Origin of the sequence: Dactylosporangium sp. CA-052675, from assembly GCF_050947935.1 — a bacterium.
GTDB lineage: Bacteria > Actinomycetota > Actinomycetes > Mycobacteriales > Micromonosporaceae > Dactylosporangium.
Genome location: NZ_CP192010.1, coordinates 7,406,231 through 7,431,193, shown reverse-complemented (window position 1 = coordinate 7,431,193; position 24,963 = coordinate 7,406,231). Strand labels below are relative to the sequence as shown.

Genomic DNA, 24,963 nt, shown 5'->3' with positions numbered 1-24,963 from the left:
CCGAAGGGTGGTCCACCCATGGCAAGCCTGAGCCGGCGCGGCCTGCTCGCGTCCGTCGCCGTCATCGCCGCGACCCCGTTACTGGACGCCTGCGGTAGCCCGAAGGACAAGCAGGAGGGCACCACCAGCCAGGACGACCTGAGCAAGGCGCTGCCGGCGCACGTGCCCAACAGCTCGGTCAAGCCCGACATCCCGGTCGTCGCCGGGGCCAACGGCGCCACGACCGACCCGGCCTTCCTGAGCTACCCGGCCAACCCGCCGAAGTCGGTCACCGGGGCCGTCGGCTCGGGCGGGTCGTACACGGCGATGACCCCGCTGTGGGGCTCCATCCCGCCCTCGAGCGGCAACGCGTACTACGACACCGTCAACAAGGCCCTCGGCGCCACCATCAAGATGCAGCCGGCCGACGGCAACACCTACGGCGACCTGCTGCCGCCGCTGTTCGCCTCGGACAAGCTGCCGGACTGGATCAACATCCCCAGCTGGAACACCCCCAAGCTGAGCTTCGGCGACGCGGTCGGGGCCAAGTTCGTCGACCTGACGCCCTACCTGGCCGGGGACAAGATCAAGCAGTACCCGAACCTCGCCGCGCTGTCGCCCAACGCCTGGATCTCCGGGGTGTGGAACGGCAAGCTCTACGGCCTGCCGATCTACTCCTCCAACGCGGTCGTCGGCGGCTGCTACTACTACCGCAAGGACCTCTTCGACAAGGCCGGCGCCTCGGCCGACATCAAGAGCGTCGCGGACCTGGAGAACCTCGGCAAGCAGCTCACCAACGCCCAGGCCGGCGTGTGGGCGTTCGACGACCTCTTCGGCAACGACGCGGCCTACATCTGCCAGCTCTTCGAGTTCCCGACCTCGGGCTACCCGTGGACCCAGGACGCCTCGGGCAAGCTGCAGCACCGCTACGAGACCGAGGCCATCGCCGAGGCGCTGAACTGGCACGCCAAGATGGTCAAGGCCGGCTACGTGCACCCGGACGCGGTCGCCAACAACAGCCAGAACGCCAAGCAGCGCTTCTGGTCCGGCAAGGTCCTGATCTGCGCGGACGGCACCGGCGCCTGGAACGGCGACGACAACAAGTCCGGCTCCGCGGCCGCCCCCGGCTACAACCGGCAGGCGTTCAAGCTGTTCAACGCCAAGGGCACCGAGCCGAAGATCGAGCTGGGCAACGGCGCGTCGATGTTCAGCTACCTCAACAAGAAGCTCGGCGACGCCCAGATCAAGGAGCTGCTGAACATCGCCAACTACCTGGCCGCGCCCTACGGGTCGGCCGAGTGGATCACGGTGAACTTCGGCGCGCCCGGCACCGACTTCACCATGACCGACAACAACCCGCTGCTGACCGAGCAGGGCAGCAAGGAGGTCGCGACGACCTTCCAGTTCCTGTCGTGCCCGGCCTCGGCCACCACCGTGCAGTCCGGCGCCCCGCAGGTCGTCAAGGACTACGCGGCCTGGCAGGCGGACATGGTCAAGCACGCGTTCAAGCCGCTCTTCTACGGCATGAACGTCTCCGAGCCGACCCGGTTCGCCTCGCTGGGCCAGCCGATGATCGACATGATCACCGACGTCAGGCTCGGCCGCAAGCCGGTCTCGGCGTGGACCGAGGCGGTCGGCAACTGGCGCAAGCAGGGCGGCGACGACCTGCGCAAGTTCTACGACGGCATCCGCGAGAAGTACGGCACCGGCAAGTGAGCACGGACGTCCGGTGACCGCGACGACTCCCGCGAAGACGGCGCCGCCGGCCGAGCAGGCCGGCGGCGCCGCCGCGCCCCGACCCCGGCGCTGGCGCATCCGCCTGCGCCGCGACCGCTCGCTGCTGCTCATGACCGTCCCGGCGGTCCTGCTGCTCGCCGTGTTCGCCTACGCGCCGATGTTCGGCCTGGTCACCGCGTTCCAGGACTACGACATCTACAGCGGGTTCTGGTACAGCGAGTGGATCGGCACCGCCAACTTCGAGCGCCTGTTCACCGACTCGATCTTCTGGCACGCGCTCGAGAACACGCTGGTCATCAGCGCCGTGCAGCTGGTGCTGTACTTCCCGGTCCCGATCGCGCTCGCCCTGCTGTTCAACGAGGTCATGAACGCCCGGGTCCGCTCGTTCGTGCAGTCGGTGGTGTACCTGCCGCACTTCTTCTCCTGGGTGCTCGTCGTCACCGTGTTCCAGGAGATGCTCGGCGGCGCCGGCGCGCTCAACACCCTCCTGCGCCGGCACGGCTGGGCGACGTGGGACATCATGACCAACGCCGGCGCCTTCAAGTACCTGGTCACCGCCCAGGCCGTGTGGAAGGAGGCCGGCTGGGGCATCATCGTCTTCCTCGCCGCGCTGGCCGCCATCGACCAGAGCCTGTACGAGGCGGCGGCCGCCGACGGGGCCGGCAAGTGGCGGCGCATGTGGCACATCACGCTGCCGGGCATGCGCAGCGTCATCGTGCTCATGCTCGTGCTGCGGCTGGGCAACGCGCTGACCGTCGGCTTCGAGCAGATGCTCATCCAGCGCCAGGCCGTCGGCCGGGACGCCTCCGAGGTGCTCGACACGTTCGCCTACTACTACGGCGTCGTCAACAACAACTTCAGCTACGGCGCGGCCGCCGGCCTGTTCAAGGGGATCCTGTCCCTCGTGCTGGTGCTCGCCGCGAACAGGCTCGCGCACGCCTTCGGCGAGGATGGGTTGTACCGCAGAGATGACCGCTGACATCGCACGCCCCCGTCGCAAGCACCACGGCCCGGCCTGGGAGGAGCGCACCGGCCCGGTCGGGCAGGGCGTCAAGGGGATCACCCTCGTCGTCGTGTGCGTGCTGATCCTGCTGCCGCTGTGGACCATCGTGCTCACCAGCCTCTCGACCCAGGCCGCGATCAACGAGGCCGGCGGGCTGGTGACCGTCCCCGGGGAGCTGACCCTGGAGGCGTACCGCCAGATCTTCACCAACCAGCTCGTCACGCACTCGCTGCTGGTGAGCCTCGCGATCACGGTGGTCGGCACCGCCCTGTCGATGGCGGTGACGGTGCTGTGCGCCTACGGGCTGTCCCGGCACGGCTCGTTCGGCCACCGGTACATCCTGCTGTTCCTGGTCGTCACGATGTTCTTCAGCGGCGGCCTGATCCCGACCTTCCTCGTGGTCACGGCGCTGGGCGGCTACGGGCAGTACTGGACGATGATCCTGCCGTCGGCCGTGTCGGTGTTCAACATCCTCGTGATGCGCGGCTTCTTCAGCAGTACCGCGCCGGAGCTGCTCGACGCCGCCCGGATGGACGGCGCGGGGGAGTGGCGCATCCTGTGGTCGGTGGTGCTGCCGACCTCGCGCGCGGTGCTGGCCGTCATCACCCTCTTCTACGCCGTGGGCTACTGGAACTCGTTCTTCAACGCGCTGCTCTACCTGCCCGACAACGGCAAGTGGCCGCTACAGATGATCATGTACATGTACACGCTGCAGGGCTCCAACATGCCCGGCTCGGGGACCACCGGCACCGGGCAGTACGCGGGGCACCAGCAGATCGCGACCCTCTCGCTGCAGATGGCGGTGGTCACCCTGACCCTCATCCCGATCCTCCTCGTCTACCCGTTGGTCCAGCGGCACTTCACCAAGGGCATGCTGGTCGGCGCGATCAAGGGCTGAGCCGATGCCCGCGCTGGGCGACGCGACCCGCGGCCGGCTGCTGTTCGGCGGCGACTACAACCCCGAGCAGTGGCCGCCGGAGGTGTGGCCGCAGGACGTGCGGCTGATGCGGCAGGCCGGGGTGAACCTGGCGACCGTCGGCGTGTTCGCGTGGGCGGCGCTGGAGCCGGAGCCGGGCCGCCTCGAGTTCGGCTGGCTCGACACCGTGCTCGGGCTGCTGCACGACGGCGGGATCGGGGTGGCGCTGGCGACCCCGACCGCGTCGCCGCCGCCGTGGCTCGGCCACCGGCACCCCGGCACCCTGCCGCAGGGGCCGGACGGGGTGCGCCGGCACTACGGCTCCCGCAACCACTACTGCCCGAGCGCGCCCGAGTACCGCCGGGCGGCGCTGGCGATCACCGAGGCGCTCGCGGACCGCTACGCCGCCCATCCGGCCCTGCGGCTGTGGCACATCGGCAACGAGTACGGCACCACCTGCCACTGCGGCCACTGCGCGGAGCGGTTCCGGGCCTGGCTGCGGGCCCGCTACGGCGGCCTCGACGCGCTCAACGCCGCCTGGGGCACCGCCGTGTGGGCGCAGCGCTACTCGGCCTGGGACGAGGTGACGCCGCCGCTCGCCGTGCAGTACGTCGGCAACCCCACGCAGGACCTGGACTATCAGCGGTTCGGCTCCGACCTGCTGCTGGAGTGCTACACCGCCGAGCGTGACGCCGTGCGGGCCCGCAACCCGGCCGTGCCGGTCACGACGAACTTCATGGACTTCTACCGCCCCGTCGACGGCTGGCGCTGGGCCGCCGAGGAGGACTTCGTCTCCCTCGACACCTACCCGGACCCGAACGACCCCGACGCGGCCCTGCGCGGCGCGATGTCCAAGGACGTGATGCGCTCCCTCGGCGGCGGCCCCTGGCTGCTCATGGAGCAGTCGCCGGGCGCCGCGAGCTGGCGGGAGATCGCGACACCGAAGCGGCCCGGCCTCAACCGGCTGTGGTCGCTGCAGGCGGTGGCCCGCGGCGCCGACGGGGTGCTGCACTTCCAGTGGCGCGCCTCCCGGCAGGGGCTCGAGCGGGCCCACGGCGCGCTGCTGCCGCACGCCGGGCCGGACTCGCGGGTCTTCCGCGAGGCGTGCGCCCTCGGTGCCGCCCTGCGGGAGCTCTCCGACGCGGACGGCCTGCTCGGCTCGGACGTCGCCGCGGACGTGGCGATCCTGCTCGACTGGGAGTCCTGGCGCGCGGCCGAGCTGCCGCACCAGCCGCACGCCGGGTTCCGGTACGTGGACCGCCTCACCGAGTACTACGCGCCGCTGTGGCGGGCCAACATCACCTGCGACTTCGCCCGCCCGGACGCGGACCTGTCCCGCTACAGGCTCGTGCTGGCGCCGAACCTGTACCAGGTGACGGAGCCGGTCGCCGATGCGCTGCGCTCCTATGTGGACGGCGGCGGGACGCTCGTGCTCGGGCCGTTCAGCGGCGTCGCCGACGCCGACGAGCGGGTCCACCTCGGAGGCTGGCCCGGGCTGCTCATGGACGTGGTCGGCGTGCGCGTCGAGGAGCACTGGCCCCTCGACGGGCCGATCGCCGTCGGCGACTTCACCGCGTCCACCTGGGCGGAGTGGGCCGAGCCGACCACGGCGGAGGTGATCGCGTCCGCCCGGGGCGGCCCGCTCGACGCGCGGCCCCTGGTGTTCCGCAACGGCCGGGCCTGGTACCTCGCCACCGTCCCGGAGCCCGGCGCGCTCGCGCGGCTGCTCGCCCGGGTCTGCGCCGAGGCCGGGGTGCGCCCGGTGCTCGACGGCCTGCCGCCCGGGGTCGAGGCCGTGCGCCGCGGGAATCTCGTGTTCCTGCTCGACCACGGCTCCGGCCGGGTGCGGATTCGGGCCGGGGCATGAGCGATCGGTACACCATCGCCCTGGACGCCCCGGCCGGGGAGTTCGAGGACGGGTTCCCGATCGGCAACGGCAGCCTGGGCGCGATGCTCTTCGGCCGCCCGGGCGTCGAGTCGGCGGACCTCAACGCCGACACGCTCTGGTCGGGCGGCCCGCTCGCGGTCCACAGTGGACCGGGGCCGTCGGGGGTCCTGCCCGAGCTGCGGCGGGCCGTCGCGGCCGGGGAGCACGCGCGGGCCGAGGAGCTGGCCCGCGCGCTGCAGGGTGCCGACTGGACCGAGTCCTACCAGCCGCTGGGCCGCCTCGAGTGGCGCTACGGCGACCATCGCGCGGTCGCGGGGTACCGCCGCCGCCTGGACCTCGCCGGGGCGGAGGCGGTGACCGAGTACGTCAGCGCCTCCGGCCCGGTCCGGCTCACCGCGTTCGCGTCCGCCCCCGACGGCGTGCTCGTGCTCACCGCGACCGGCCCCGGCGCCGGGCCCCGGGCGATCGCGCCACGCCTGCACACCCCGCACCCGGGCCGGGGCGCGGTCCGCGTGGCCGACCCCGACTGTCTCGTGTGGACCGGCCGCGCCCCCGCCCACGTCGTGCCCAGCTACGTCGCGGACCACGAGCACCCGGTGGTGTACGCGGGCGACCGGCCCGACGCCGCCGGCTCGGTCGCGGCCGGCATGGGCTTCGCGCTCGCCGCCGCCGTCCGCCGCCACGGCGACGGGGCCCGCCTGCTGCTCGCCGCGGTGACCGGGTTCCGCGGCCCGGACCGCTCGGCCCGGCGCCGACCTCGACGCGCTCGCCGCCGCGGCCGTGGCCCGCCTCGCCCGCGCCCTGGCCGTGCCGCCCGAGCAGCTGCGGGCCCGGCACGCCGAGGACCACCGGCGGCTGTTCGCCCGCGCCGACCTGGACCTGTCCGCCTCGCCCGGCGCCGCCGGCGCGGAGCGGCTGTTCCACCTCGGCCGCTACCTGCTCGTCGCCGGCTCCCGCCCCGGCACCCAGCCCGCGAACCTGCAGGGCATCTGGAACGCCGACGTGCGCCCCGGCTGGAGCAGCAACTGGACGACGAACATCAACGCGCAGATGAACTACTGGGCGGCCGAGACCACCGGGCTGCCGGAGCTGCACGAGCCGCTGCTGGCGCTGGCCCGCGACCTGGCCGTGGCGGGCGAGCGGACCGCGGCCCGCCACTACGGCGCCCGCGGCGCGGCCGCGCACCACAACACCGACCTGTGGCGGTTCACCGCGCCGGTGCCGGGCGACCCGCAGTGGGCGAACTGGCCGTCGGCCCTGGCGTGGCTGTCCGCGCACGCCTGGGAGCACCTCGCCTTCGGCGCCGGTCGGGACTTCGGCCGCGCGGTGGCCCTGCCGATCCTGCGCGCCGCCGCCCGCTTCACGCTCGACATGCTGGTCGACGACGGCCGCGGCGCGCTGGTCGTCAGCCCGTCGACGTCTCCGGAGCACCAATTCGCATTCGGTACCGATGGATATGCCGCGACCTCGTGGGGCTGCACGCTCGACCAGGAGCTCGCGCGGGAGGTGCTGACCCGGTTCGCGGCGCTGTCGGCCCGCTGGCCCGTCCCGGCCGACGCGGCCCTGGCCCGGGAGGCGGCCACGGCGCTGGCGACCCTGCGCGCGGTCGGCACCGGCGCGGACGGGGCGCTGCTGGAGTGGTACGACGACCGCCCCCCGCGCGAGCCCGGCCATCGCCACCTGTCCCACCTCTACGGCCTCTACCCGGGAACCCGCATCACCGAGACCGGCACGCCGTCCGACTTCGCCGCGGCCCGCACCGCGCTGCGGGCCCGGCTGGCCGCCGGCTCGGGCCACACGGGCTGGAGCCGGGCCTGGATCCTGTGCCTGGCCGCCCGCCTGCGCGACGCGCCCCTGGCCGAGTCCACGATCGCGGCGCTGCTGGACGAGCTCTGCTCGGCCTCGCTGCTGACCCTGCACCCGGACGCGGGCCGCCCGAGCGGCCGGATCTTCCAGATCGACGGCAACCTGGGCGTGGTCGCGGGCCTGGCCGAGCTGCTGGTGCAGAGCCACGACGGCGCCGTGTCACTGCTGCCCGCGCTGCCCCCGTCGTGGCCCTCGGGCTCGGCGCGCGGCATCCGCTGCCGCGGCGGCCACACGGCGTCGGTGACCTGGGCGGGCGGGGCACTGCGCGAGGCCGTGGTCGTCGCCGGGGCCAACGGCCCGCTGACCGTCGAGCTGGAGGGGTTCACCGACGCCCCGGCGGGGGCGGTGGAGGTCGGCGGCGCGCCCGCGGGCCGGACCCGCCTGCGCTGGCCGGCCCGCGAGGGCACCGAGTACCGGCTGGGTCGCCGGCCGGTCGGTCAGCCGATGTAGACGACCTCGGCGCCGCCGGTCGCCGGGACCACGGCCGGGGCGAGGCCCGCCGCGAAGTTGCGCTGGACCTGGGCCGCCTCGGCCGTGCTCGGGTTCGCGTTGGTGCAGGACACCGGCGCGCTGCTGCCCGACATCAGGTCGCCGCACAGGCCCGTGCGGTTGTCCGGCAGGCCCAGGATGTGGCCGAACTCGTGCGTGGCGATGCGCAGCTTGTAGTAGCCGTCGTTCACCGCCTCCCGGCCCATGTACCAGCGGCCGTTGCCCAGCGACGTCGTGTACGTGCGTGGCCAGCCGTTGTCCGCGTAGACCCGGATGTTCGGGGTCTGCCCGGCCGTGGCCTTCACCAGGCGCACGTTCGTCACCTTCGTGTTCCACAGGCTCGCGGCCTGGTCGACGACCGAGACGAACTCCTGGGCGGTGCTGGAGTCGTAGTAGAGGGTGCGGGTGGCGGCGAACGCCGGGGCGCCGGTCGCCAGCTGGACGCCGGCGAGGGCGGCCAGGGCCAGCAGCGCGGCGGCGAGCCTGCGTCTGAGCATCGGGTACCTCCTGGTGGGCGGGGCCCGATCCACGCTATAGACTCATCGACAACTACCGATACATGTCAAAGGGCTCATACCACTACTCGCGCCAGCCGGACAGCTCGATGCCCTTGCCGGTCTCGACGCGGTAGCCGAGCCTCAGCACGTACTGCTGGCCCTCCGCCAGCACGGCGCGCCAGGTGAGCACGCCCAGCTCGGTGCGTTCGGCCGGCGCCGGCTCGATCGCGGTCTCGCGCACGGTGATGCCGTCGTGGCGGCTCACCGGCAGCTGGTCGAGCACGGTCAGGCGGATCTCGCGGCCGGTGTAGTTCGCGATCGTGGTGCGGTACTCGACCTCGCGCCGGCGGCTCGAACCCAGCGCCGCCTTCGTCGCGGTCCGCTTCGTGAGCTCGCGTTCGACCCGCACCCGGTCGTCGAGGCCCAGTGCCAGCTCGAGCTCCTCGCCGGGCGCCCACGTCTGCAGCGCGGTCCGGCTGACGAAGTCGGCCTCGTGGAAGATCGCTGCCGGGCCGGGCGGGAACGTGTGGCCGGACGCGTTGGTCGCCACGGCCCGCAGGTGCACGTCGGTGGAGCCCGCCGGCGCCGTGACGTAGTCGAGCCGCGCGGCCAGGTCCAGCACCGAGATCGTGGCGCGGGCGGTGGTGCCGTCGGCGGGCACGGCGACGGGGCGCGCGGGGCGGTAGGTGGCCGCGGTCGCGCCCTCCTCGGCCCGCGCCTGGCCCAGCTCCATCGGGGCGGCCAGGTCCAGCGCCGCCTCCAGCATCGCCGGCTGAGCCTTGGGCATGGCGGCCATCGGCGCGGGCGGGGGGCCACCGGGCGCCCCGCCGAAGGACCGCGACGCGTAGACCGGGGGCGGCGGCGGCAGGAGCGGGTCGAGGTACCAGGGCGACAGCTCGGGAATCGCGGCCGTGCCCGAGGTGCGGGCGGTCGACAGGGCGAGCTCGCACTCCGGCCAGTCCTCGCCGGTGCTCTGCTCGACCAGCCCGAACCAGCTCAGCTGGAGGGTGTCGCCGGTGAGGCGCACGTCGTACGTCGAGCGCCACCCGGCCCCCGACACCTGGTAGGACACGTCGAGCTCGACGGCGCCGGGCTCGGAGACGGCGAGCGCGATCGAGGCGTAGTGCGCGTCCGGCTCCCGCTTGCCGTCCAGGTCGCGCAGCTGCCGGTCCAGCGCCGCGATCCGGTCGCTCACCTCGGCGCGGCGGCGCTGCAGCTCGCGGAGGCCGGCCAGCACCGAGGCCAGCTCGCCGCCCATGGTCGCCGAGAACGCGGTCACCGACTCGGCCGCGGCGTCCCCGCCGGCCAGGGCCCGGGCGTAGGCGCCGGTGGCCCGCTCGCCGAGGGCGATCAGGAACGCCTGGCGCTGGCGCAGGACCGTCTCGGCGTCCTCGATCTCGTCGGACTCCGCGGCCAGGCGGCGCCGCTGCTCGGTCACCGCGGCGACGGTCGTGTCGGACGGCTTGTCCCGGCGGCGCAGCACGAGGTCGACGCCGAGCACGGTCGCGGGCCCGCGCCCGCTGACCCGGATCGAGTCGGCGTCGAGGCGCGGCGGCAGCGGCCCGACCTCGACGAGCTGGTCGCCGGCCTCGAGCGTGGTCCGGCCCCGGCGCGTGACCCGGGCCTGCGAGGGGTACACGGTCACCGCGACGATGGCGGCGTCGATCGAGTTCTGCACGCAGCGCACGGTAACCCATGGACTCCACCCGGGCCCGGCGAACCGCGCGGAAGGGTCAGGAGGCGGTGACGCCGTAGGCGGTCGCGGCCCGGGAGGCCGACGCGAAGTACGTGACGCCGCCGCTCGTGCAGTTGCCGCTGCCGCCCGAGGCCATCCCGATGCCCTGCGTGCCCGCGAACAGCGGTCCGCCGCTGTCGCCCGGCTCGCTGCAGACCGAGGTGCGGATCAGGCCGTACACGATGCCGTCGGCGTAGTTCACGGTCGCGTTCAGCGCGGTGATCGTGCCCGTACGCAGGCCCGTCGTGGCGCCGACCCGGGTCACCGCCTGGCCCACGTAGCCGGGGGCGAAGCTCGCGATGGGCGCGAGCGTGCCGCTCGGCAGCTGCACGGCGCTCGGGTGGGGCAGGGCCGGGTTCGTGTACCGCACCAGCGCGTAGTCGTACGGCGTGTTCTTGGTGGCGACGGTGCCGAGGACGACGGTGCGCGCCGCGTTCGCGTACACCGTCGAGCCCACGGCGCCCACGCAGTGCGCGGAGGCCAGCACGTAGGAGTCCGGCAGCGCCCGCGCGTTGAAGCCGGCCGTGCAGCGGCCGCCGGTCGCGCCGTAGAAGGGGTCGCCGCCGGCGATGTGCCTGCGCAGCACGCCGGGCTCGCGCACCACGGTGCCGCCCGAGCGCGAGACCGCCCGCGTCAGGGCCGCGAGCCCGGAGACCGTCGAGTCGGCGGCGACCACCAGCCGGCCCGCGGAGTCGTGCCACCACGCCGTCCCGGGCGTGTGCGAGAAGGCCGTCACGCCGGGCGAGGCGTCCGCGGCGGAGGCGAACACGAGCACGGCCAGCAGAACCAGAGTGCGCACGGCGAACCTCCAGTTATCAACGTCGATGTATCAGCCTACCGTCACGAGCGCCGGTCCGCAGCATCGCGCGATGACTACTGGGTTTCGTCGCGGAGCGCTCGTGCGAAGAACGGCGCCAGGACGGGCAGGACCGCGCTCGCCTGCATCGCGCCCATGTGGTCGAGGCCGTCGAGGACGTGGACCTCCCAGCCCAGGGACTCCAGCTCGGCCCGGTGGGCCGTGACCGGCGCCGCGAGGTCGACGGTGACCCCGCCCCAGCGACCGTCGTAGGCGATGCGGTCCGCCCCGCCGACGACGCACAGCCGCGGGCAGCGCACCTTCGCGAGGGCGGCGCGCTCGTCGAAGTCCTGCAGGCCCTGGTACAGCGTCATGAACTGCCGCGTCTCGGGCTCCGACATGGTGAACTCGGCGTCGGCCCACGCGTTGCCGGTCTGCTCGGGCACGGCCGGCGGGCTCACCGCCATCGCGTGCGTGGCCGTCGTGACCCGCAGCATGGCCGCATACGGGGCGCCCAGGGGCGGCCAGCCGCCCATCACCAGGGCCGTGAGCCGGTCCGTGCGCGCGGCCAGCTGGAGGCCGCTGACGGCGGTCCAGCTGTACCCGTACCAGGCGAAGCGCTCCGAACCGGTCGCGTCCGCCACGGCGAGGATGTCGGCGCAGACGTTGTCGGGGGTGAGCGTGTCCGGCTTCGGCTCGGCGAGCACGTGCCCCTCGTAGTCGAACGCGACGACCCGCAGGCCGCGCCGGGTGAGACCGTCGATGAGGCGCCGCCCGAGCGCCGGGTCGGCACCCCACCGGCGCAGCTCGTCGGCCTTCGGGCCCTCGACCGGCTTCGGATCGGCGGGCAGCAGCACCGTGGGGCCGGTGCCGTGGACCTCGGCGTCGACGGCCGAGCCGTCGTGGAGTCGTACTAGCATGACCTTTACCGTATCGCTGAACCTCCTTGTGAGACTTTGGCCGCGTATTGCCTGGAGATGCCGCGATGAAGCCTCAAAGGCCGGTGGACCTGGCCCGGGAGCACGGGATCTCGGCGCAGTCGGTGCGCAACTACGAGCGCGACGGCGTGCTGCCGCCGGCTACGCGCACGGACTCGGGCTATCGGCGCTACACCCACGTCCACGCGGCCGCCCTGCGCGCCTTCCTGGCCCTGGTCCCCGCGCACGGCCACGCGGTCGCCGGGGACGTGATGCGGGCCGTCGGCGCCGGCGACGTGGACGGTGCCCTGCGCCGCCTGGACGCGAGCCACGCCCAGCTGCTGCGCGACCGCGAAACCCTGGACGGCGTGGAGTCGGCGGCCCGGGTCCTGGCCGCCCCGCTGCCGCCCCCGGCCGGGCAGCCCCTGCCGATCGGCGCGCTGGCCCACCGGCTCGGGGTGAAGCCGGCGACGCTGCGCAAGTGGGAGCGGGCCGGGATTCTGGCCCCGCGGCGGGACCGGGCCACGCGCCAGCGGGTGTACGACCCCGCGGACGTCCGCGACGCGGAGCTGGCCCACCTGCTGCGGCGGGGCGGCTACCTACTGGCCCACATCGCCGCGGTGGTCCGCCAGGTGCGCGCGGCCGGCGGCCCGCAGGCCCTGGCGTCGACGCTGCAGACGTGGCGCTCGCGGCACTCGGCCCGCGCCCGGGCGATGCTGACGGCGGCCGGTCTGCTGGACGACTACCTGCGCGAGGTGGGGCAGACATAAAGGAGTCCGGCATCCACGGGGGAAGACGCCGGACTCATCGATCATGTTAGCTGCGCCGCCGGGTTCGCGCCAGCCGCACGGCAGACAGTCACACGTTTGTCATAACGGTTGCGTTTTCCGTCCCCGCACCCCGATCGGCCGGTCGCGGGTGAGCCGGGGTGTGGGCACCCTTGCGACGGCTCGGGCGCGGCAATTACGGTCGCGGCATGTCGCTCTTGAACGATCTGGTGCAGGCCGTGGCGGCCGGTTCGGTCGAGGTCGTGGACCTCACCGCCCCGCTGAGCAACGACACGCCGATCCTGCAGCTGCCCGAGCCGTTCGGCAACACCTGGCGCTTCGAGTTCGAGGAGATCAGCCGCTACGACGAGCGCGGCCCGGCCTGGTACTGGAACAACTTCCGCTCCGGCGAGCACACCGGCACCCACTTCGACGCGCCGATCCACTGGGTGACGGGCCGCGACGGCGAGGACGTGGCCCAGGTGCCCGCGCGCAAGCTGTTCGCCCCCGCCGTCGTCATCGACCGGGCCGACCGGGCCGCGGCCGACCCCGGCTATCTGCTGGAGATCGAGGACGTGCGGGCCTGGACGGCCGAGCACGGGCCGCTGCCGGACGGCGGCTGGCTGCTCTACCGCACCGGCTGGGACGCGCGGGGCGACGACGAGGCCGCGTACCGCAACGCGGGCAACACCCCGGGCATCTCCCCGGCGTGCGCGAGGTGGCTGGCCGAGGAGACCCCGATCCTGGGCCTGGGCGTCGAGACGGTCGGCACGGACGCGGGCGCCGCGCACTCCTTCGACCCGCCGTTCCCGTGCCACTCGTTCCTGCTGGGCGCGGGGAAGTACGGGCTGACGCAGCTGCGCAACCTGGACCGCCTGCCGGCCCGGGGCGCCGTGGTGGTCGCCGGCCCGCTGCCGATCGTGCGCGGCTCCGGCAGCCCGGCGCGGGTGCTCGCCCTGGTCGAGCGCTGACATGCTCGTCGCCGAGGCGATCGGCCGGGCCCTGGCCGCCACCGGGGTCGAGTGCGTCTTCGGGGTGGTCGGCAGCGGCAACTTCCACCTGACCAACGCCCTCGTGGCGGCGGGCGCCCGGTTCGTCGCCGCGCGGCACGAGGGCGGCGCGGCGGTCATGGCCGACGCCTACGCCCGCACCTCGGGCCGGCTCGGCGTGCTGAGCCTGCACCAGGGCCCCGGCGTGACCAACGCGCTGACCGGCATCGCCGAGGCGGCCAAGAGCCGCACGCCGCTGCTGGCGCTCGCCGCGGACACGGGCGCGGCCGGTGCCCGCTCGAACTTCCGCCTCGACCAGGCCGCGCTCGCGGCCGGGATCGGCGCCGCGTTCGAGCGCGCGGCGACCCCGGCGAGCGCGGTCGCCGACGTGCTGCGCGCGGCCCGCCGGGCCCGCATCGAGCGCCGCACGGTGCTCGTGAGCCTGCCGCTGGACGTGCAGGCCGCAGCAACCGCGGATGTCGCCGGTGTACCGGCGGCAGCGGTCCTGCCGCCGGTACACCGGCCGGATCAGGCCTCGGTGCGCGCCCTGGCGGATCTTCTCGCCGCCGCCCGGCGCCCGGTCTTCATCGCCGGCCGCGGCGCCCGCGATCCCGGTGCCGCGGCGGCGATCGCGGCGCTGGCCGAGCGGTGCGGGGCGCTGCTGGCCACCTCGGCGGTCGCCAAGGGCCTGTTCAACGGCGATCCCTGGTACCTCGACGTGGCCGGCGGCTTCGCCTCACCCGCCGCGGCCGAGCGCATCGCCGGCGCCGACGCGGTCGTGGCGTGGGGCTGCTCGCTGAACATGTGGACCACCCGGCACGGGCGGCTGATCGCCCCCGGGGCCGCGGTGGCGCAGGTCGACGTCGACCCGGACGCGCTGCACACCGGCCTGGGCGTGCTGGGCGACGCCGCCGCCACGGCCACGGCGGTGCTCGCCGCGGTGCCGGCCTCGACCGGCTACCGCACGCGAGCGCTGCCGAGCATGCGCTGGCGGGACGAGCCGTTCGAGGACCTGTCCGGCGGCGGCCGCATCGACCCCCGCACCCTGTCGATCGCCCTGGACGACCTGCTCCCCGCGGCGCGCACGCTCAGCGTGGACTCGGGCAACTTCATGGGCTACCCGTCGATGTACCTCACCGTGCCCGACGCCGCCGGCTTCTGCTTCACCCAGGCGTTCCAGTCGATCGGCCTGGGCCTGGCGACCGCGATCGGCGCCGCCGTGGCCCGCCCCGACCGGCTCCCGGTCGCGGCCCTCGGCGACGGCGGGTTCCTGATGGGCATCTCGGAGCTGGAGACCGTCGTACGGCTGGGTCTGCCGATGGTGATCGTGGTGTACGACGACGCGGCGTACGGCGCCGAGGTCCACCACTTCGGCCCCCACGGTCACCCGCTGGAGACGGTGACGTTCCCGGACACCGACCTGGCGGCCATCGCGCGCGGCTACGGCTGCGAGGGCGTCGTGGTGCGCCGCGCGGCCGACCTGGCCCCGGTGCGCGCCTGGCTGGACGGCCCCCGCGACCGCCCCCTGCTGATCGACGCCAAGGTGACGGCGTCGCGCGGCTCCTGGTGGCTGGAGGAGGCCTTCCGCGGCCATTGAGCCACGCGGGTCACAGGCCCTGGAGCCGGCGGACGAGCTCGACGTACTGCCGCTGCGCCTCCTGCTGGTCCGTGCCGGCCACCGACTTCCACGCGTCGAACTTGGCCCGGCCCGTAAGGTCGAACATCCCGGGCCGGCTGCCGCTCGCGTCGCCGTGGGTGCCCTGCTTGTACAGCGCGTACAGCTTCAGCAACACATCGTTGCCGGGCCGGGCGCCGAGCTTCTTCACGTCGATCTGGGCCTGCTGGAAGTCCTCGCTCACCGACATGCGTCCGACCTTATCCCCTGCACGCCGCCACCGCTCACGCCTCGAATCGCGCGTCCCGCGGGTCACCCGGGAGCCTCCTGCGCGGCAGTCGCGGAGCCGACAATCGCCGGCGGCAGTGTTCGCTGGGTCTCCGCCCCGGCTTCACGCGCGTAGGGCAGGATACGGTCCATGACCGCAGCGGAGCGCGCCGGCGACATGCTGACCGGATGGGTCGACCGCCTGCCGCCCCGGCTGCGCAAGCTGCTCCCGCGCCAGCTCGCGGGCTTCGCGATGCTCGGCGCGTTCACCTTCTCCGTGGACCTCGCGATCCTCATGACGCTGCGCCGCACCACGCACCTGCCGATCCCGGTCGCGGTGTCGATCGCCTACCTGGCCGCGTTCGCGCTCAACTTCGTGCTCAACCGCACGGTGAACTTCCGCTCCCACGCGCCGGTCGGCGGGCAGGTGGTGCGCTTCGCCGTCGTGGCCGTCGGCGACTACTGCATCACCGTCGGCGTCTCCTCGGGCCTGTACGAGCTGGGCCTCGACGTCCGCCTGTCGCGCCTGCTCGCCGCGGGCGTCGTCGCGATCTTCACGTACACGCTCTCGCGCTGGTGGGTCTTCCGCGACGCCCCCGCCGCGGCGGCGGGGGACCCGGCCGGCGCCGAGCCGGTGGCGGCCGCGGCCTCGGGCGCCGTCGCCGGCCCGCCTCCCGCGGCGCGGTGAGCGCGCCGCGGGAGCGCGGCGCGCGTCAGTACACGAAGGGCCAGCCCGCCGCGTCGTAGCCGATGAGGTTGATGCCCAGGTAGGACGCGCCGCTGGTGCTGTAGTAGTGGTAGAACAGCACCTCGCCGTCGTTGTCGGCGAGCACCGCCTGGTGGCCCGGGCCGTGGATGGCGCCGTGGGTCGCCAGCACCTGCGTCCCGCCGCCCGAGGTCATCGCGGTGCCGTTGCGGTCGGTGTAGGGCCCGGTGATGCTCGCCGAGCGGCCCACCATGACGCGGTAGGTGCTCGAGGCGCCGCGGCAGCACAGGTCGAACGAGACCCACAGGTAGTAGTAGCCGCCGTGGCGGAAGATGTACGGCGCCTCGACGGCCGTCGACGAGCCGGTGCGCTGGGCGATCGAGCGGACCGTGCCGTCGGCCCGCAGCCCGGTGGACGGGTTGAGGGCGATGAGCGCCCTACGCATCGATGGTTGTCAAGCTCGCCGGAAACTTACCAGCGCTGGACGGTTGCGGCGGAGTTGCGCGTGATGCTCTGCGAGCTGGTGTGATGGAACACCGAGCAGACCGCGACCCGCCCGGGGCCGATCAGCCGCAGCCAGATGTTGCGCTGGCTGAACGACGAGCGCCACGAGACGCGCTGGGTGCCGTGCGGGTACTCCAGGTGCAGGTGGGCCTGGACCGACACGTCGCGGTACAGCAGCGCCCCCGGCTGCACGAGGATCGTCTCGCCCGGCGCGAGGTCGCGCAGGAACGTGTTGCCCGGCGCGTGCAGCAGCAGCAGCCCCGGGCCCTGCTGGGCGGAGAACAGGTCGCCGTACTGCCCCAGCGGATAGTGCGTCTCGCGGTCGTCGCCGGTGCCCGTGTCGTACCAGATGCCGGTCGGCTGCCAGGTATAGGTGATGTTCCCGGTCGCGGTGAGGAACCGGTGCTCGCGGGTCCACACGTGCCGGCCCGGGATCAGCGGCAGCGCGATGAGCTCACCCGGGGAGTCGCCGGACAGCGCCAGCCGGCCCGGGCCCCGCGCCTCCACCATGATCAGCGGCAGCCCGGCGAGCATCCGGTTCCAGCCGCCGGCGAGCGAGGTGTTGCCCAGCTGGACGCCGGGTTCGGTCCACAGCAGCGCGTGGTGGGAGAAGTAGATCCACTCCTGGCCGGAGAGGGTGAAGTCGGCGACGGGGACGTACTTGCCCTCGATCTGCACGCGGGACTGGCCGAACTGGATGCGGGCCATGTCCTTGACCGGCGGCTGCTCGATCCAGCCGGAGCGGGTCCGGACCTGGCGCACGTCCAGCGCCGCGCCGCAGTTCGGGCACGAGGGCCCGGCGGGCGGGTGGGGCATGCGGCAGTACCGGCAGACGGTCCAGCCCTCGGGAACACCCGTGCTCATCGCGCCCTCACTCCGCGTGGTGGTGCACGTACATCGACTGGATGCCCACCCGGCCCGGGCCGGTCATCTCCGCCAGGTACATGCCGCGGCGCATGAGCCCGGTCTTCACCGGCATCTGCACCGCCTGCATGCCGACGGACGCGTCCTTGTAGAGGAACCCGCCCGGCTCGACGAGGATCTTCTCGCCGGGGCGCAGGTACCGCTCGAAGACGTTGCCGTAGCCGTGCAGCACCAGCAGCCCGGGCGCGGACTGCGTGACGAACCGGTCGAGGTACATCCCGTTCCCGCCGTGCAGCACGTTGGCCAGGCCCTGGATGCGGATGAAGTCGTAGCCGACGGTGTGCGTGGCGAGCAGGAACGCGTGCCCGCGCACGTCGAGCTCCATGCCCGGGTGCAGCGGCAGCACGACGAGCTCGCCGGGGGAGTCGCGGGAGAACGCGACGCGGCCCGGCCCGTGCGCGAGGGTCAGCACGAAGGGCATGCCGCCGAACACGCGGCGCATCCCCCCGCCCGTCGGCATCGCGGTGACCGGGGTCTGCTCGTCCTTCCACAGCAGGACGTGGTGCTCGAAGTACACCGCGTCACCGGGCGCGAGCGCCATGTCGATGACGGGGACGAGCTCGCCCTCGACCTGCGCGACCGAGTTGGAGAACCGGAACTCGGTCATGTCGCGCAGCCGCGGCGCCTCGCGCCAGCCCGAGTCGCTCACCAGGTTCGCGACGTCGAGCGGCGCGCCGCACGTCATGCAGGATGTGGCCCCGGGCGCGTTCTGCAGCCGGCACCATTGGCACTCGATCCGCTCCACGCGGCGCAAGCTAGCCGGTGGAAGCTGAGAATTCGCCTCACTCGGCGGGTTGCGGCTCCCGCTCGTCCTCGTGCGCGGCGCGCTGGGCCGGCAGCAGCTCGCCCGCGACCGCCCCGGTCTCCTGGAACTCCTGCTGCGCCCCGGCGACCTGCGGCTGCCCGACCCACAGGGCGCGCATCTGCTGCTGCATGAAACCGGTGAGGCGGGAGCGGTACTCCTGGTCGAAGCGCTCCAGCGCCTCGATCTGCTGCTGGAGCGCCTGCCGCTTCGAGGTGAGGCCGCCGACGACGTCCTCGTAGATCTGCTCGGCGCGCTGCTTGATGTCGTAGGCGTTGTCCTGGGCCTCGCGCACGATGTCCTCGGCGCGGGCCTGGGCGTCGGCGAGCACCTCGCCGGCGTTGCGCTCGGTGTCGGCCGCATACGCCTCGGCCTCGCGGGCGATCTTCTCGGCCGCGCTGCGGGCCCGGCCGAGGATCTTCTCGGCCTCCTCGCGCAGGGCGCCGGCCTGGGCCTGGGCGTCGGTGATGATCGCGTTGGCGTTGGCGTGCGCCTCGGCCCGGATCTGCTCGGCCTCGGTGATCGCCGTGTTGATGTGCTCCTCGGCGGTGCGCTGGGCCATGGTGAGCACCGCGAGCGCCTTGGCCTGGTCGCCGGCCATGCCCGGGGGCACCTCGCCCGGCTGCTGCATGACGCCGGGGCCCGCCATGCGCTCGTCGTACTGTCGCATCCCGTTCTGCGTCATGGTCCTCGTCCTCTCGCCGAATGCCTCGCGCACACTACCCGAGATCCACCGTGCGGCGGTACCGCCGAACCGGCCGCAACCAGGACCGAAGCCCGCGCTGTGTCGGGTTTTCGAAAAACGGGTGGTCCGGCCGGTCGATGGTGATCTTTCGATGTGATGCGCACCATCGGCACTCAAGGTGCAGGTGATCCCCGTGGGGTTGCGCGGACAGCGCTCCGTCTCCGGACCGCTCACCGTCGGTCAGCTCGATGTGGCCACGTGGCTCGCGGACGCCCCGGACTCCCCGGCGGCCCAACTCCACCAGCATCTGCCGGTCCCGCCCGGCACGAGGGGCTGCGCAGCCGCTACGTCCCGGGCGACCCCGGCGCCCAGGAGGTCCGGTCGACCGGCACGGTCCCGCTGACAGTGAGCCCGTCCGCGGCTCCCGGCGGCGTCCGCGCCGACGAGCCGGTGCGCTTCGCGGCCACCGTGTCCGGGGGCTTCGTGACGGAGCCGGCCGCCGCCTACTCGCACATCGCCGTGGACTTCCAGGCGCTCATGGTGCTGGAGCGGGAGTCCGGCGACCCGAGGCGTCCGGCGCTCAGCCCGGGGACGTGTGCCGGCGGTAGTGCAGCAGCAGGCAGCCGCCCGAGCGGCCGGCGTCGACGAGCTCGAAGCGCTGCAGGCCGCCGGCGTCGTCGAACAGCCGCGCGCCCGGGCCGGCGAGGCTGGGCGAGACGACGAGGCGCAGGTCGTCGACGAGGTGCTCGCGCAGCAGGGCCCGCGCGAGCGTGAGGCTGCCGTGGATGCCGATGTCGCCGCCGGGGGCGCGCTTGAGCTCGGCGACGTACGGCGCCGCCGGGCCCGTGACGTGCGTGGTCGCCGCCCAGTCGTAGCGGGGCGCGTCCGCCGAGAACACAATCTTCGGCGTGGTGTTGATGAAGTCGGCGAAGGGCTGCATCGTGGAGCCCGGCCAGTGCGGGGCCCACTTGTCGTAGGTGCGCCGGCCCAGCAGCACGGTGTCCTGATCCGCGATCACCCGCGCCAGGTTGTCCAGGAGGCCCTCGCCCGCGTCGACGAACCACTGGCCCTCGCCGGGCTCGTCGGCCACGCCGTCGAGGGAGAGCAGCTCGTACAGCACCACCCTGCGCTCAGCCACGGCGGGGCTGCTCGCCCTCGCGCCGCACGAGACGGTCGCCCACCTCGAGCTCCTTCCACAGGTCCCGGTCCACCTTGACGTCGAGGGTCGTGCCGTCGTCGAGCCGCACCTCGAGGCGCCGGTAGAGGTTCGAGCCGTCGAGCAGCGCCCGCGACTTCTTGGCGACGGTTCCGCTCCAGTTGCCTTCGTTCTTGGTCATGTACCAACCGTACGAAAACGCGCGAACCGGCGCCTCCGACACGAGTCGGGTCTTGCGCCTACGACTTCAGGATGAGACGCCGCCCGGCCCGGCCCGAAGCGCCGTCACCGCAGCGCGCGCTTGTCCGGCTTGCCGCTCGGAGCCAGCGGCACCTCCGCGATCACCTCGATCGCCCGCGGCACCGCCGCCTCGCCGAGCGCGGCCGCCACCAGCGAGCGCAGGCGCGCGAGGTCCGGCGTGCGGCCGCGCGCGGGCACGATGAACGCGTGCACCGCCTCGCCGGTCTCGAACGAGGGCCGGGCGACGACGTAGGCCTCGGCCACGCACGGGTCCGAGCCGAGCACGCGCTCGATCGGCCCGGCGTAGACCAGCTCCGCGTTGACGATCACGACGTCCCGGGCGCGGCCCGACAGGTGCAGGTAGCCGCGATCGTCCAGGCTGGCCAGGTCCCGGGTCCGCACCCACCCGTCGCGGAACACGTCGGCGGTCTCGGCGGGGTCGCCCCAGTAGCAGCAGGCCTGCGCGGGCGTGCGCACGTACAGCTCGCCGTCGCGGATCGACAGGTCGTGCCCGGCCGGCGGGCGCCCGACGCTGGCGAGCACGGCCGGGTCGGCCAGCATCTCCGACGGCGTGGCCATGGCGATCATGCCGGTCTCGGTCTGCCCGTACCCGTGGAACACGACCGGTCCGAGCACGTCCAGGGCCTCGGCGAGCCGCGCCGGCTCCAGCGGCGACCCCGACACCAGCAGCGCGCGCAGCGACGACAGGTCGGCCGGCGACGAGCGCTGGGCGCGCACGAGCTGGTGCAGCTTGCCCACGGTGATGACGCTCCCGGTCGCCCGGTGCCGCGAGATCATGTCCGGGAAGCCGGGCGGCCGCGCCGCGACCAGGGTCCCGCCGGCGGCGAGGGTCAGGATGCCGTACTCCAGCATCACCTGCGAGGCGAGCGACCCGAACACCAGGTAGCGCCGCAGCCGCGAGGCGAGCTCGGCGACCGCCGGCGGCCAGCGGTCCGGGTACGGCGCCCAGGCCGCGCTCATCGCCGCGTACGTCTGCGCGCAGCCCTTCGGCCGGCCGGTGCTGCCGCTGGTCCAGGTGAGCCGGGCGACGTCCCCGGGCCGCCCGGCGGCGACGAGCGGCCCGCCGTCGTCCGGCAGCGCCAGCCACGACGCGAGCCGGGCGTCGTCCACGACGAGCTCGCCGTCGGTGAAGGGCCGCCCCGAGACCGTGGCCCCGACGGCGAACGCGGCCAGGTTCGCGGCGAACGCGGCGGCGCTCACCCCCGTCGTCAGGACCACCGGCGTGGCGGGTCCGGCCCCGCGGGACCGCAGCCCGGCCGCGATCCGCCGGACGAGACCGGCCATCGCGGCGGCCGTCACGACCGACGGGCCGTCCTCGAACACGGGCCGGTCGTCGCCGGTCGCGAGCAGATCGAGGACCGGCTGCGGCCAGATGTCCTCGCTGGTGTCCTCGTCAGGCATCGGCGAGGACGCCCTTGACGAACCGTGACAGGGGCTCCCGGTGTACCGCCGGCAGGTCCCAGTGGTTCTCCAGGTTCTCGGCGAGATGGTGCTCGGCGACGACCTCGGCCCCGCGGTACGCCCGCACCACGGGATGCAGGTAGGCGGCCTCGTGCGCGGCGGCCGCGTCGTTCTCGGCGATGCGGGGCACCGTGATGTCGAACGGGTCGACGGTGTCGTGGCCGGGGCCGTACTCCAGTGTCGTCACGAACGCGAACACGTCCGGGCCCAGGCCGCCGTCGCGCAGGAAGGCGACGGGCACCTCCTCGAGGTACGAGCCGTCGGCGAGCACCACGTCGGCGAGCACCGCGAACTGCTGCCACAGCCCCGACGTGCGGTTGACGCGGGCGATGACGGCGTCCGCGATCCCCTCGGGCGAGGCCTCGACCCGCGACGACGGCCACGGGGTGCCGTGGTGGCGCAGGGCGAGGATGCGGTGCAGGGCCCGCACGCCGTAGCGGAAGCCGTGGATGAACCCGTTGGTCGACCGCTTGAAGTCGCGCTGCTGGGTCAGGGTGCCGGCGAAGTAGAGCCCGGGCACGTTGACCGACTCGAACGCGCTGGTCTGCTCCGGGAAGCGGTCGTCGATGGCGAGCCGGGGCCGGGCCGAGTCGTCGAAGATCGAGGCGTCGAAGCGGAACCCGGTGGCGAAAATGATCCGGTCGTACTCCAGCCGCCGCGGCTGCTCGACGGTGCGCGCGTAGCGCAGGTCGATCCGCAGCCCGCCCCCGGGGCGGCGCTCGATGCGCTCGACGGTGCCGTCCAGCACGGCGTTCTGGCTCTTGAGCTGGTACGTGTCGAGGAAGTTGTTGTTGACCGCGCGCAGATGCCCGACGTAGTGCGTCTGCCAGGCGAGCCGGATCGAGTGCGGGCCGGCGACGTGGATGACGGCCGCCGTCTCGAGCAGGGCGTCGGCGGTCTCGAAGGCGGAGTTGCCCTTGCCGATGATGAGGACCCGCTGGTTGGTGAAGTCCTCCGGGCGCACGCTGACGGTGTCGTAGCGCTCGGCGAGCTCGGCCCCGGGGATCGGCGGCACGTACAGCTCGGACACGCCGGTGGCGACGACGACCCGGCGGGCGGCGATGCCGTCGACGTCGAACAGCCCGTCGCCGAAGGCCACACGCGAGACCCGGGTGCCGTAGCGGATCCGCAGGTTCAGGCGGGACGCGAAGTCGGCCAGGTAGCGGACGAGGTCGTCGGCCTGCGGGAAGTACCGGCGGCTGTAGTGCTTGAACAGCAGCGAGGGGTCGTCGCTCAGCAGCGAGTTCCAGTCGGCCCGGAGGTTGAACTCGGGGTCCTCGGAGCCCGTCCACACCTTGTTGATCGAGATCAGCGTGCGGTGCCGCGGGTAGGTGGCGAAGAACGTCCCCGGCGCCGTCCCGGCCTCGAGCACCAGGTAGTCGCGGCCGTCGCGCTCCAGCAGGGCGGCCAGCTGCAGCCCGGCCGGGCCGGCTCCGATGATGAGGTAGTCCAGCGTCATGCGGCGCACCGTAACGAGCCGATTTCAGAGCGCTCTGAGAATCGGGCTCTAGCGTCGCCTCCCATGACGGCAGAGGTTGACCTCGCGGCGCCGCTGCGGATCGCGGACCTGCTCGCCGCCCGCGACCCGATCCGGGTCACGGCCGGGGCGGCGGTGCGGGACCGGGTGGCGGCCGGCCGCGCCTTCCTGGCCAAGGCGCTCGGCGACGACCGCGCGGTCTACGGCGCCACCACCGGCTTCGGCGCGCTCGTGGGCTACGCGGGCCGCGCCGACCTGCGCGACCAGGCCGACAACACCCTCGCCCACCTCGGCGCCGGGCACGGCCCCGACATCGACCCGCACGTCGCCCGGGCCACGATGCTGGTGCGGGCGTGGTCCCTCGCGCGCGGCGCGTCCGGGGTCTCCCCGCACGTCATCGACGCCCTGGCCGCGATGCTGGGCACGGCGTTCGCGCCGGCGATGCCCCGCTACGGCTCGGTCGGCGCGAGCGGCGACCTGATCCCGCTCGGCGCCGCCGCCCAGGCCCTGCGCGGCCGCGGCCACGCCTACGCCGGCCGGGAGCGCCTGCCGGCCGCCGAGGCGCTGCGCCGCAGCGGCCTGGAGCCGCTGCCGCTCGACGGCCGCGACGCCCTCGCGCTCGTCAACGGCACCTCGCTCACCACCGCCGCGCTCGCCCTCGCGCTCGTGCGCACCCGCGCCGCGCACCGGGCCGTGCAGCGGCTCACCTGCCTGCTCGCCGACCTGCTCGGCAGCGACCCGCAGTTCCTCGACGAGCGGCTGCTGCGCTCCTACGGCCACCCGGGCGCGATCGCCGTCGGCGCGGCGATGCGCGGCTTCGCCGCGGGCCAGGCCCCGTCGGGCAAGCGCCCGCTGCAGGAGCCCTACAGCCTGCGCTGCTCCCCGCAGCTGCTCGGCGCGGCCGAGGACGCGCTCGCCTACGCCGACGGCGTCGTCGCCGCCGACCTGAGCGGGATCAGCGACAACCCGCTGTTCTTCCCGGACGACGACGCCGTGGTGCACGGCGGCAACTTCTTCGGCCAGCCGGCCGCGTTCGCCGCGGACGTGCTCTCGATGGTCGTGGCCCAGGTCGGCAACCTCGCCGAGCGCCAGCTCGACCTGCTCGTGGACCCGGCCCGCAACACCGGCCTGCCGCCGATGCTGGCGGCCGGGCCCGGCCGCCAGCACGGCCTGCAGGGCGTCCAGCTCGCCTCGACCGCGATCGTCGCCGAGATCCGCCGCGACGCCATGCCCGCCAGCATGCAGAGCCTGCCGACCAACCTGCACAACCAGGACGTGATCCCGCTGGGCAACCAGGCCGCGCTGCGGGCCCTCGACCAGGCCGGGCTGCTGCGGCTCATCGTCGGGTCGCTCGCGCTCGGGCTGCGGCAGGCCGCGTACGTCGGCGCCCGGGCGCCGACCGCGCCCGGCAACGCCGCGGTGCTCGACGCCCTCGTGGCCGCGGTGCCCCCGATCGACCCGGACCGGCCGTTGGAGGACGACGTGCGGCGGGCCGCCGACGCCGTCGAAGAGCTCGAGAGGTGACC

Annotated in this window: 23 protein-coding genes and 1 pseudogene; 11 read left to right on the top strand and 13 right to left on the bottom strand. The window is 73.9% G+C overall.

Annotated elements, in window-relative coordinates; translation table 11 throughout:
- Positions 1 to 18 precede the first annotated feature (18 nt).
- From ACQP1P_RS33055 to ACQP1P_RS33030, 6 genes and pseudogenes are all read left to right on the top strand, one after another.
- The gene (locus ACQP1P_RS33055; RefSeq protein WP_433076870.1) at positions 19 to 1,695 is read left to right on the top strand and encodes a hypothetical protein; all 1,677 of its coding nucleotides are present in this window, start codon (positions 19 to 21) and stop codon (positions 1,693 to 1,695) included.
- A 13-nt stretch (positions 1,696 to 1,708) separates the two neighbouring features.
- Positions 1,709 to 2,695 (top strand): ABC transporter permease, encoded by a 987-nt coding sequence (locus tag ACQP1P_RS33050; RefSeq protein ID WP_433076868.1) that lies wholly within the window; start codon positions 1,709 to 1,711, stop codon positions 2,693 to 2,695.
- Positions 2,685 to 3,617: a carbohydrate ABC transporter permease gene (locus ACQP1P_RS33045; protein ID WP_433076866.1), complete on the top strand. Its 933-nt coding sequence runs from the start codon at positions 2,685 to 2,687 to the stop codon at positions 3,615 to 3,617. Before ACQP1P_RS33050 ends, ACQP1P_RS33045 begins: the two co-directional genes overlap by 11 nt.
- A 4-nt stretch (positions 3,618 to 3,621) precedes the next feature.
- Positions 3,622 to 5,502: a beta-galactosidase gene (locus tag ACQP1P_RS33040; RefSeq protein WP_433076865.1), complete on the top strand. Its 1,881-nt coding sequence runs from the start codon at positions 3,622 to 3,624 to the stop codon at positions 5,500 to 5,502.
- A pseudogene (locus ACQP1P_RS33035) lies at positions 5,499 to 6,194 on the top strand (glycoside hydrolase family 95 protein); the annotation flags it as partial. The gene ACQP1P_RS33040 and the pseudogene ACQP1P_RS33035, both read left to right, overlap by 4 nt.
- 109 nt (positions 6,195 to 6,303) lie before the next feature.
- The gene (locus ACQP1P_RS33030; protein WP_433076862.1) at positions 6,304 to 7,839 is read left to right on the top strand and encodes a glycosyl hydrolase family 95 catalytic domain-containing protein; all 1,536 of its coding nucleotides are present in this window, start codon (positions 6,304 to 6,306) and stop codon (positions 7,837 to 7,839) included.
- Here ACQP1P_RS33030 and ACQP1P_RS33025 read toward each other — a convergent pair.
- The 4 genes from ACQP1P_RS33025 to ACQP1P_RS33010 form a co-directional block, all read right to left on the bottom strand.
- Complete coding sequence (locus ACQP1P_RS33025) at positions 7,827 to 8,375, bottom strand: snapalysin family zinc-dependent metalloprotease (protein WP_433076859.1); 549 nt, start codon at positions 8,373 to 8,375, stop codon at positions 7,827 to 7,829. The genes ACQP1P_RS33030 and ACQP1P_RS33025 overlap by 13 nt on opposite strands.
- An 82-nt stretch (positions 8,376 to 8,457) precedes the next feature.
- Positions 8,458 to 10,053 carry a mucoidy inhibitor MuiA family protein gene (locus tag ACQP1P_RS33020; RefSeq protein WP_433076857.1) on the bottom strand — a complete coding sequence of 532 codons (1,596 nt, stop codon included), beginning with the start codon at positions 10,051 to 10,053 and terminating at the stop codon, positions 8,458 to 8,460.
- Between the two features lie 55 nt (positions 10,054 to 10,108).
- A complete protein-coding gene (locus ACQP1P_RS33015) occupies positions 10,109 to 10,909 on the bottom strand; it encodes a S1 family peptidase (RefSeq protein WP_433076856.1) in 801 nt (266 codons plus the stop codon).
- Positions 10,910 to 10,983: 74 nt separating this feature from the next.
- Complete coding sequence (locus tag ACQP1P_RS33010; protein WP_433076854.1) at positions 10,984 to 11,826, bottom strand: alpha/beta fold hydrolase; 843 nt, start codon at positions 11,824 to 11,826, stop codon at positions 10,984 to 10,986.
- Between the two features lie 65 nt (positions 11,827 to 11,891).
- Between ACQP1P_RS33010 and ACQP1P_RS33005 the strand changes: the two genes are divergently transcribed.
- The 3 genes from ACQP1P_RS33005 to ACQP1P_RS32995 all read left to right on the top strand — a co-directional run bounded on the left by ACQP1P_RS33005 (position 11,892) and on the right by ACQP1P_RS32995 (position 15,176).
- Positions 11,892 to 12,593, top strand: a complete 702-nt coding sequence (locus ACQP1P_RS33005; protein ID WP_433076852.1) for a TioE family transcriptional regulator — start codon at positions 11,892 to 11,894, stop codon at positions 12,591 to 12,593.
- 206 nt (positions 12,594 to 12,799) lie between these two features.
- Positions 12,800 to 13,561: a cyclase family protein gene (locus ACQP1P_RS33000; RefSeq protein ID WP_433076850.1), complete on the top strand. Its 762-nt coding sequence runs from the start codon at positions 12,800 to 12,802 to the stop codon at positions 13,559 to 13,561.
- Position 13,562: 1 nt separating this feature from the next.
- Positions 13,563 to 15,176, top strand: a complete 1,614-nt coding sequence (locus ACQP1P_RS32995; RefSeq protein ID WP_433076849.1) for a thiamine pyrophosphate-binding protein — start codon at positions 13,563 to 13,565, stop codon at positions 15,174 to 15,176.
- A gap of 10 nt (positions 15,177 to 15,186) precedes the next feature.
- Here ACQP1P_RS32995 and ACQP1P_RS32990 read toward each other — a convergent pair whose 3' ends face one another.
- Positions 15,187 to 15,444 carry an acyl-CoA-binding protein gene (locus tag ACQP1P_RS32990; protein WP_433076847.1) on the bottom strand — a complete coding sequence of 86 codons (258 nt, stop codon included), beginning with the start codon at positions 15,442 to 15,444 and terminating at the stop codon, positions 15,187 to 15,189.
- Positions 15,445 to 15,612: 168 nt separating this feature from the next.
- Between ACQP1P_RS32990 and ACQP1P_RS32985 the strand changes: the two genes are divergently transcribed.
- Positions 15,613 to 16,149 carry a GtrA family protein gene (locus tag ACQP1P_RS32985; RefSeq protein WP_433076846.1) on the top strand — a complete coding sequence of 179 codons (537 nt, stop codon included), beginning with the start codon at positions 15,613 to 15,615 and terminating at the stop codon, positions 16,147 to 16,149.
- Between the two features lie 25 nt (positions 16,150 to 16,174).
- Here ACQP1P_RS32985 and ACQP1P_RS32980 read toward each other — a convergent pair whose 3' ends face one another.
- The 8 genes from ACQP1P_RS32980 to ACQP1P_RS32945 form a co-directional block, all read right to left on the bottom strand.
- A complete protein-coding gene (locus ACQP1P_RS32980) occupies positions 16,175 to 16,612 on the bottom strand; it encodes a family 43 glycosylhydrolase (RefSeq protein WP_433076844.1) in 438 nt (145 codons plus the stop codon).
- A gap of 26 nt (positions 16,613 to 16,638) precedes the next feature.
- Positions 16,639 to 17,535, bottom strand: coding sequence for an AIM24 family protein (locus ACQP1P_RS32975; protein WP_433076842.1), 897 nt, complete (start codon positions 17,533 to 17,535; stop codon positions 16,639 to 16,641).
- 7 nt (positions 17,536 to 17,542) lie between these two features.
- Positions 17,543 to 18,340 carry an AIM24 family protein gene (locus ACQP1P_RS32970; RefSeq protein WP_433076840.1) on the bottom strand — a complete coding sequence of 266 codons (798 nt, stop codon included), beginning with the start codon at positions 18,338 to 18,340 and terminating at the stop codon, positions 17,543 to 17,545.
- Positions 18,341 to 18,377: 37 nt separating this feature from the next.
- A complete protein-coding gene (locus tag ACQP1P_RS32965) occupies positions 18,378 to 19,082 on the bottom strand; it encodes a hypothetical protein (RefSeq protein WP_433076838.1) in 705 nt (234 codons plus the stop codon).
- Between the two features lie 580 nt (positions 19,083 to 19,662).
- Positions 19,663 to 20,220: a dihydrofolate reductase family protein gene (locus ACQP1P_RS32960; protein ID WP_433076836.1), complete on the bottom strand. Its 558-nt coding sequence runs from the start codon at positions 20,218 to 20,220 to the stop codon at positions 19,663 to 19,665.
- Complete coding sequence (locus ACQP1P_RS32955) at positions 20,213 to 20,419, bottom strand: DUF7489 domain-containing protein (protein WP_433076834.1); 207 nt, start codon at positions 20,417 to 20,419, stop codon at positions 20,213 to 20,215. Before ACQP1P_RS32955 ends, ACQP1P_RS32960 begins: the two co-directional genes overlap by 8 nt.
- 104 nt (positions 20,420 to 20,523) lie before the next feature.
- Positions 20,524 to 21,900 carry a class I adenylate-forming enzyme family protein gene (locus ACQP1P_RS32950; protein ID WP_433076832.1) on the bottom strand — a complete coding sequence of 459 codons (1,377 nt, stop codon included), beginning with the start codon at positions 21,898 to 21,900 and terminating at the stop codon, positions 20,524 to 20,526.
- On the bottom strand, positions 21,893 to 23,419 hold the full coding sequence (locus ACQP1P_RS32945; protein WP_433076830.1) for an NAD(P)-binding domain-containing protein: 1,527 nt from the start codon (positions 23,417 to 23,419) through the stop codon (positions 21,893 to 21,895). Before ACQP1P_RS32945 ends, ACQP1P_RS32950 begins: the two co-directional genes overlap by 8 nt.
- Before the next feature lie 63 nt (positions 23,420 to 23,482).
- Here ACQP1P_RS32945 and ACQP1P_RS32940 point away from each other — a divergent pair, with 63 nt between their 5' ends.
- Complete coding sequence (locus ACQP1P_RS32940; protein WP_433076828.1) at positions 23,483 to 24,961, top strand: aromatic amino acid ammonia-lyase; 1,479 nt, start codon at positions 23,483 to 23,485, stop codon at positions 24,959 to 24,961.
- The last annotated feature ends 2 nt before the right edge of the window (positions 24,962 to 24,963 follow it).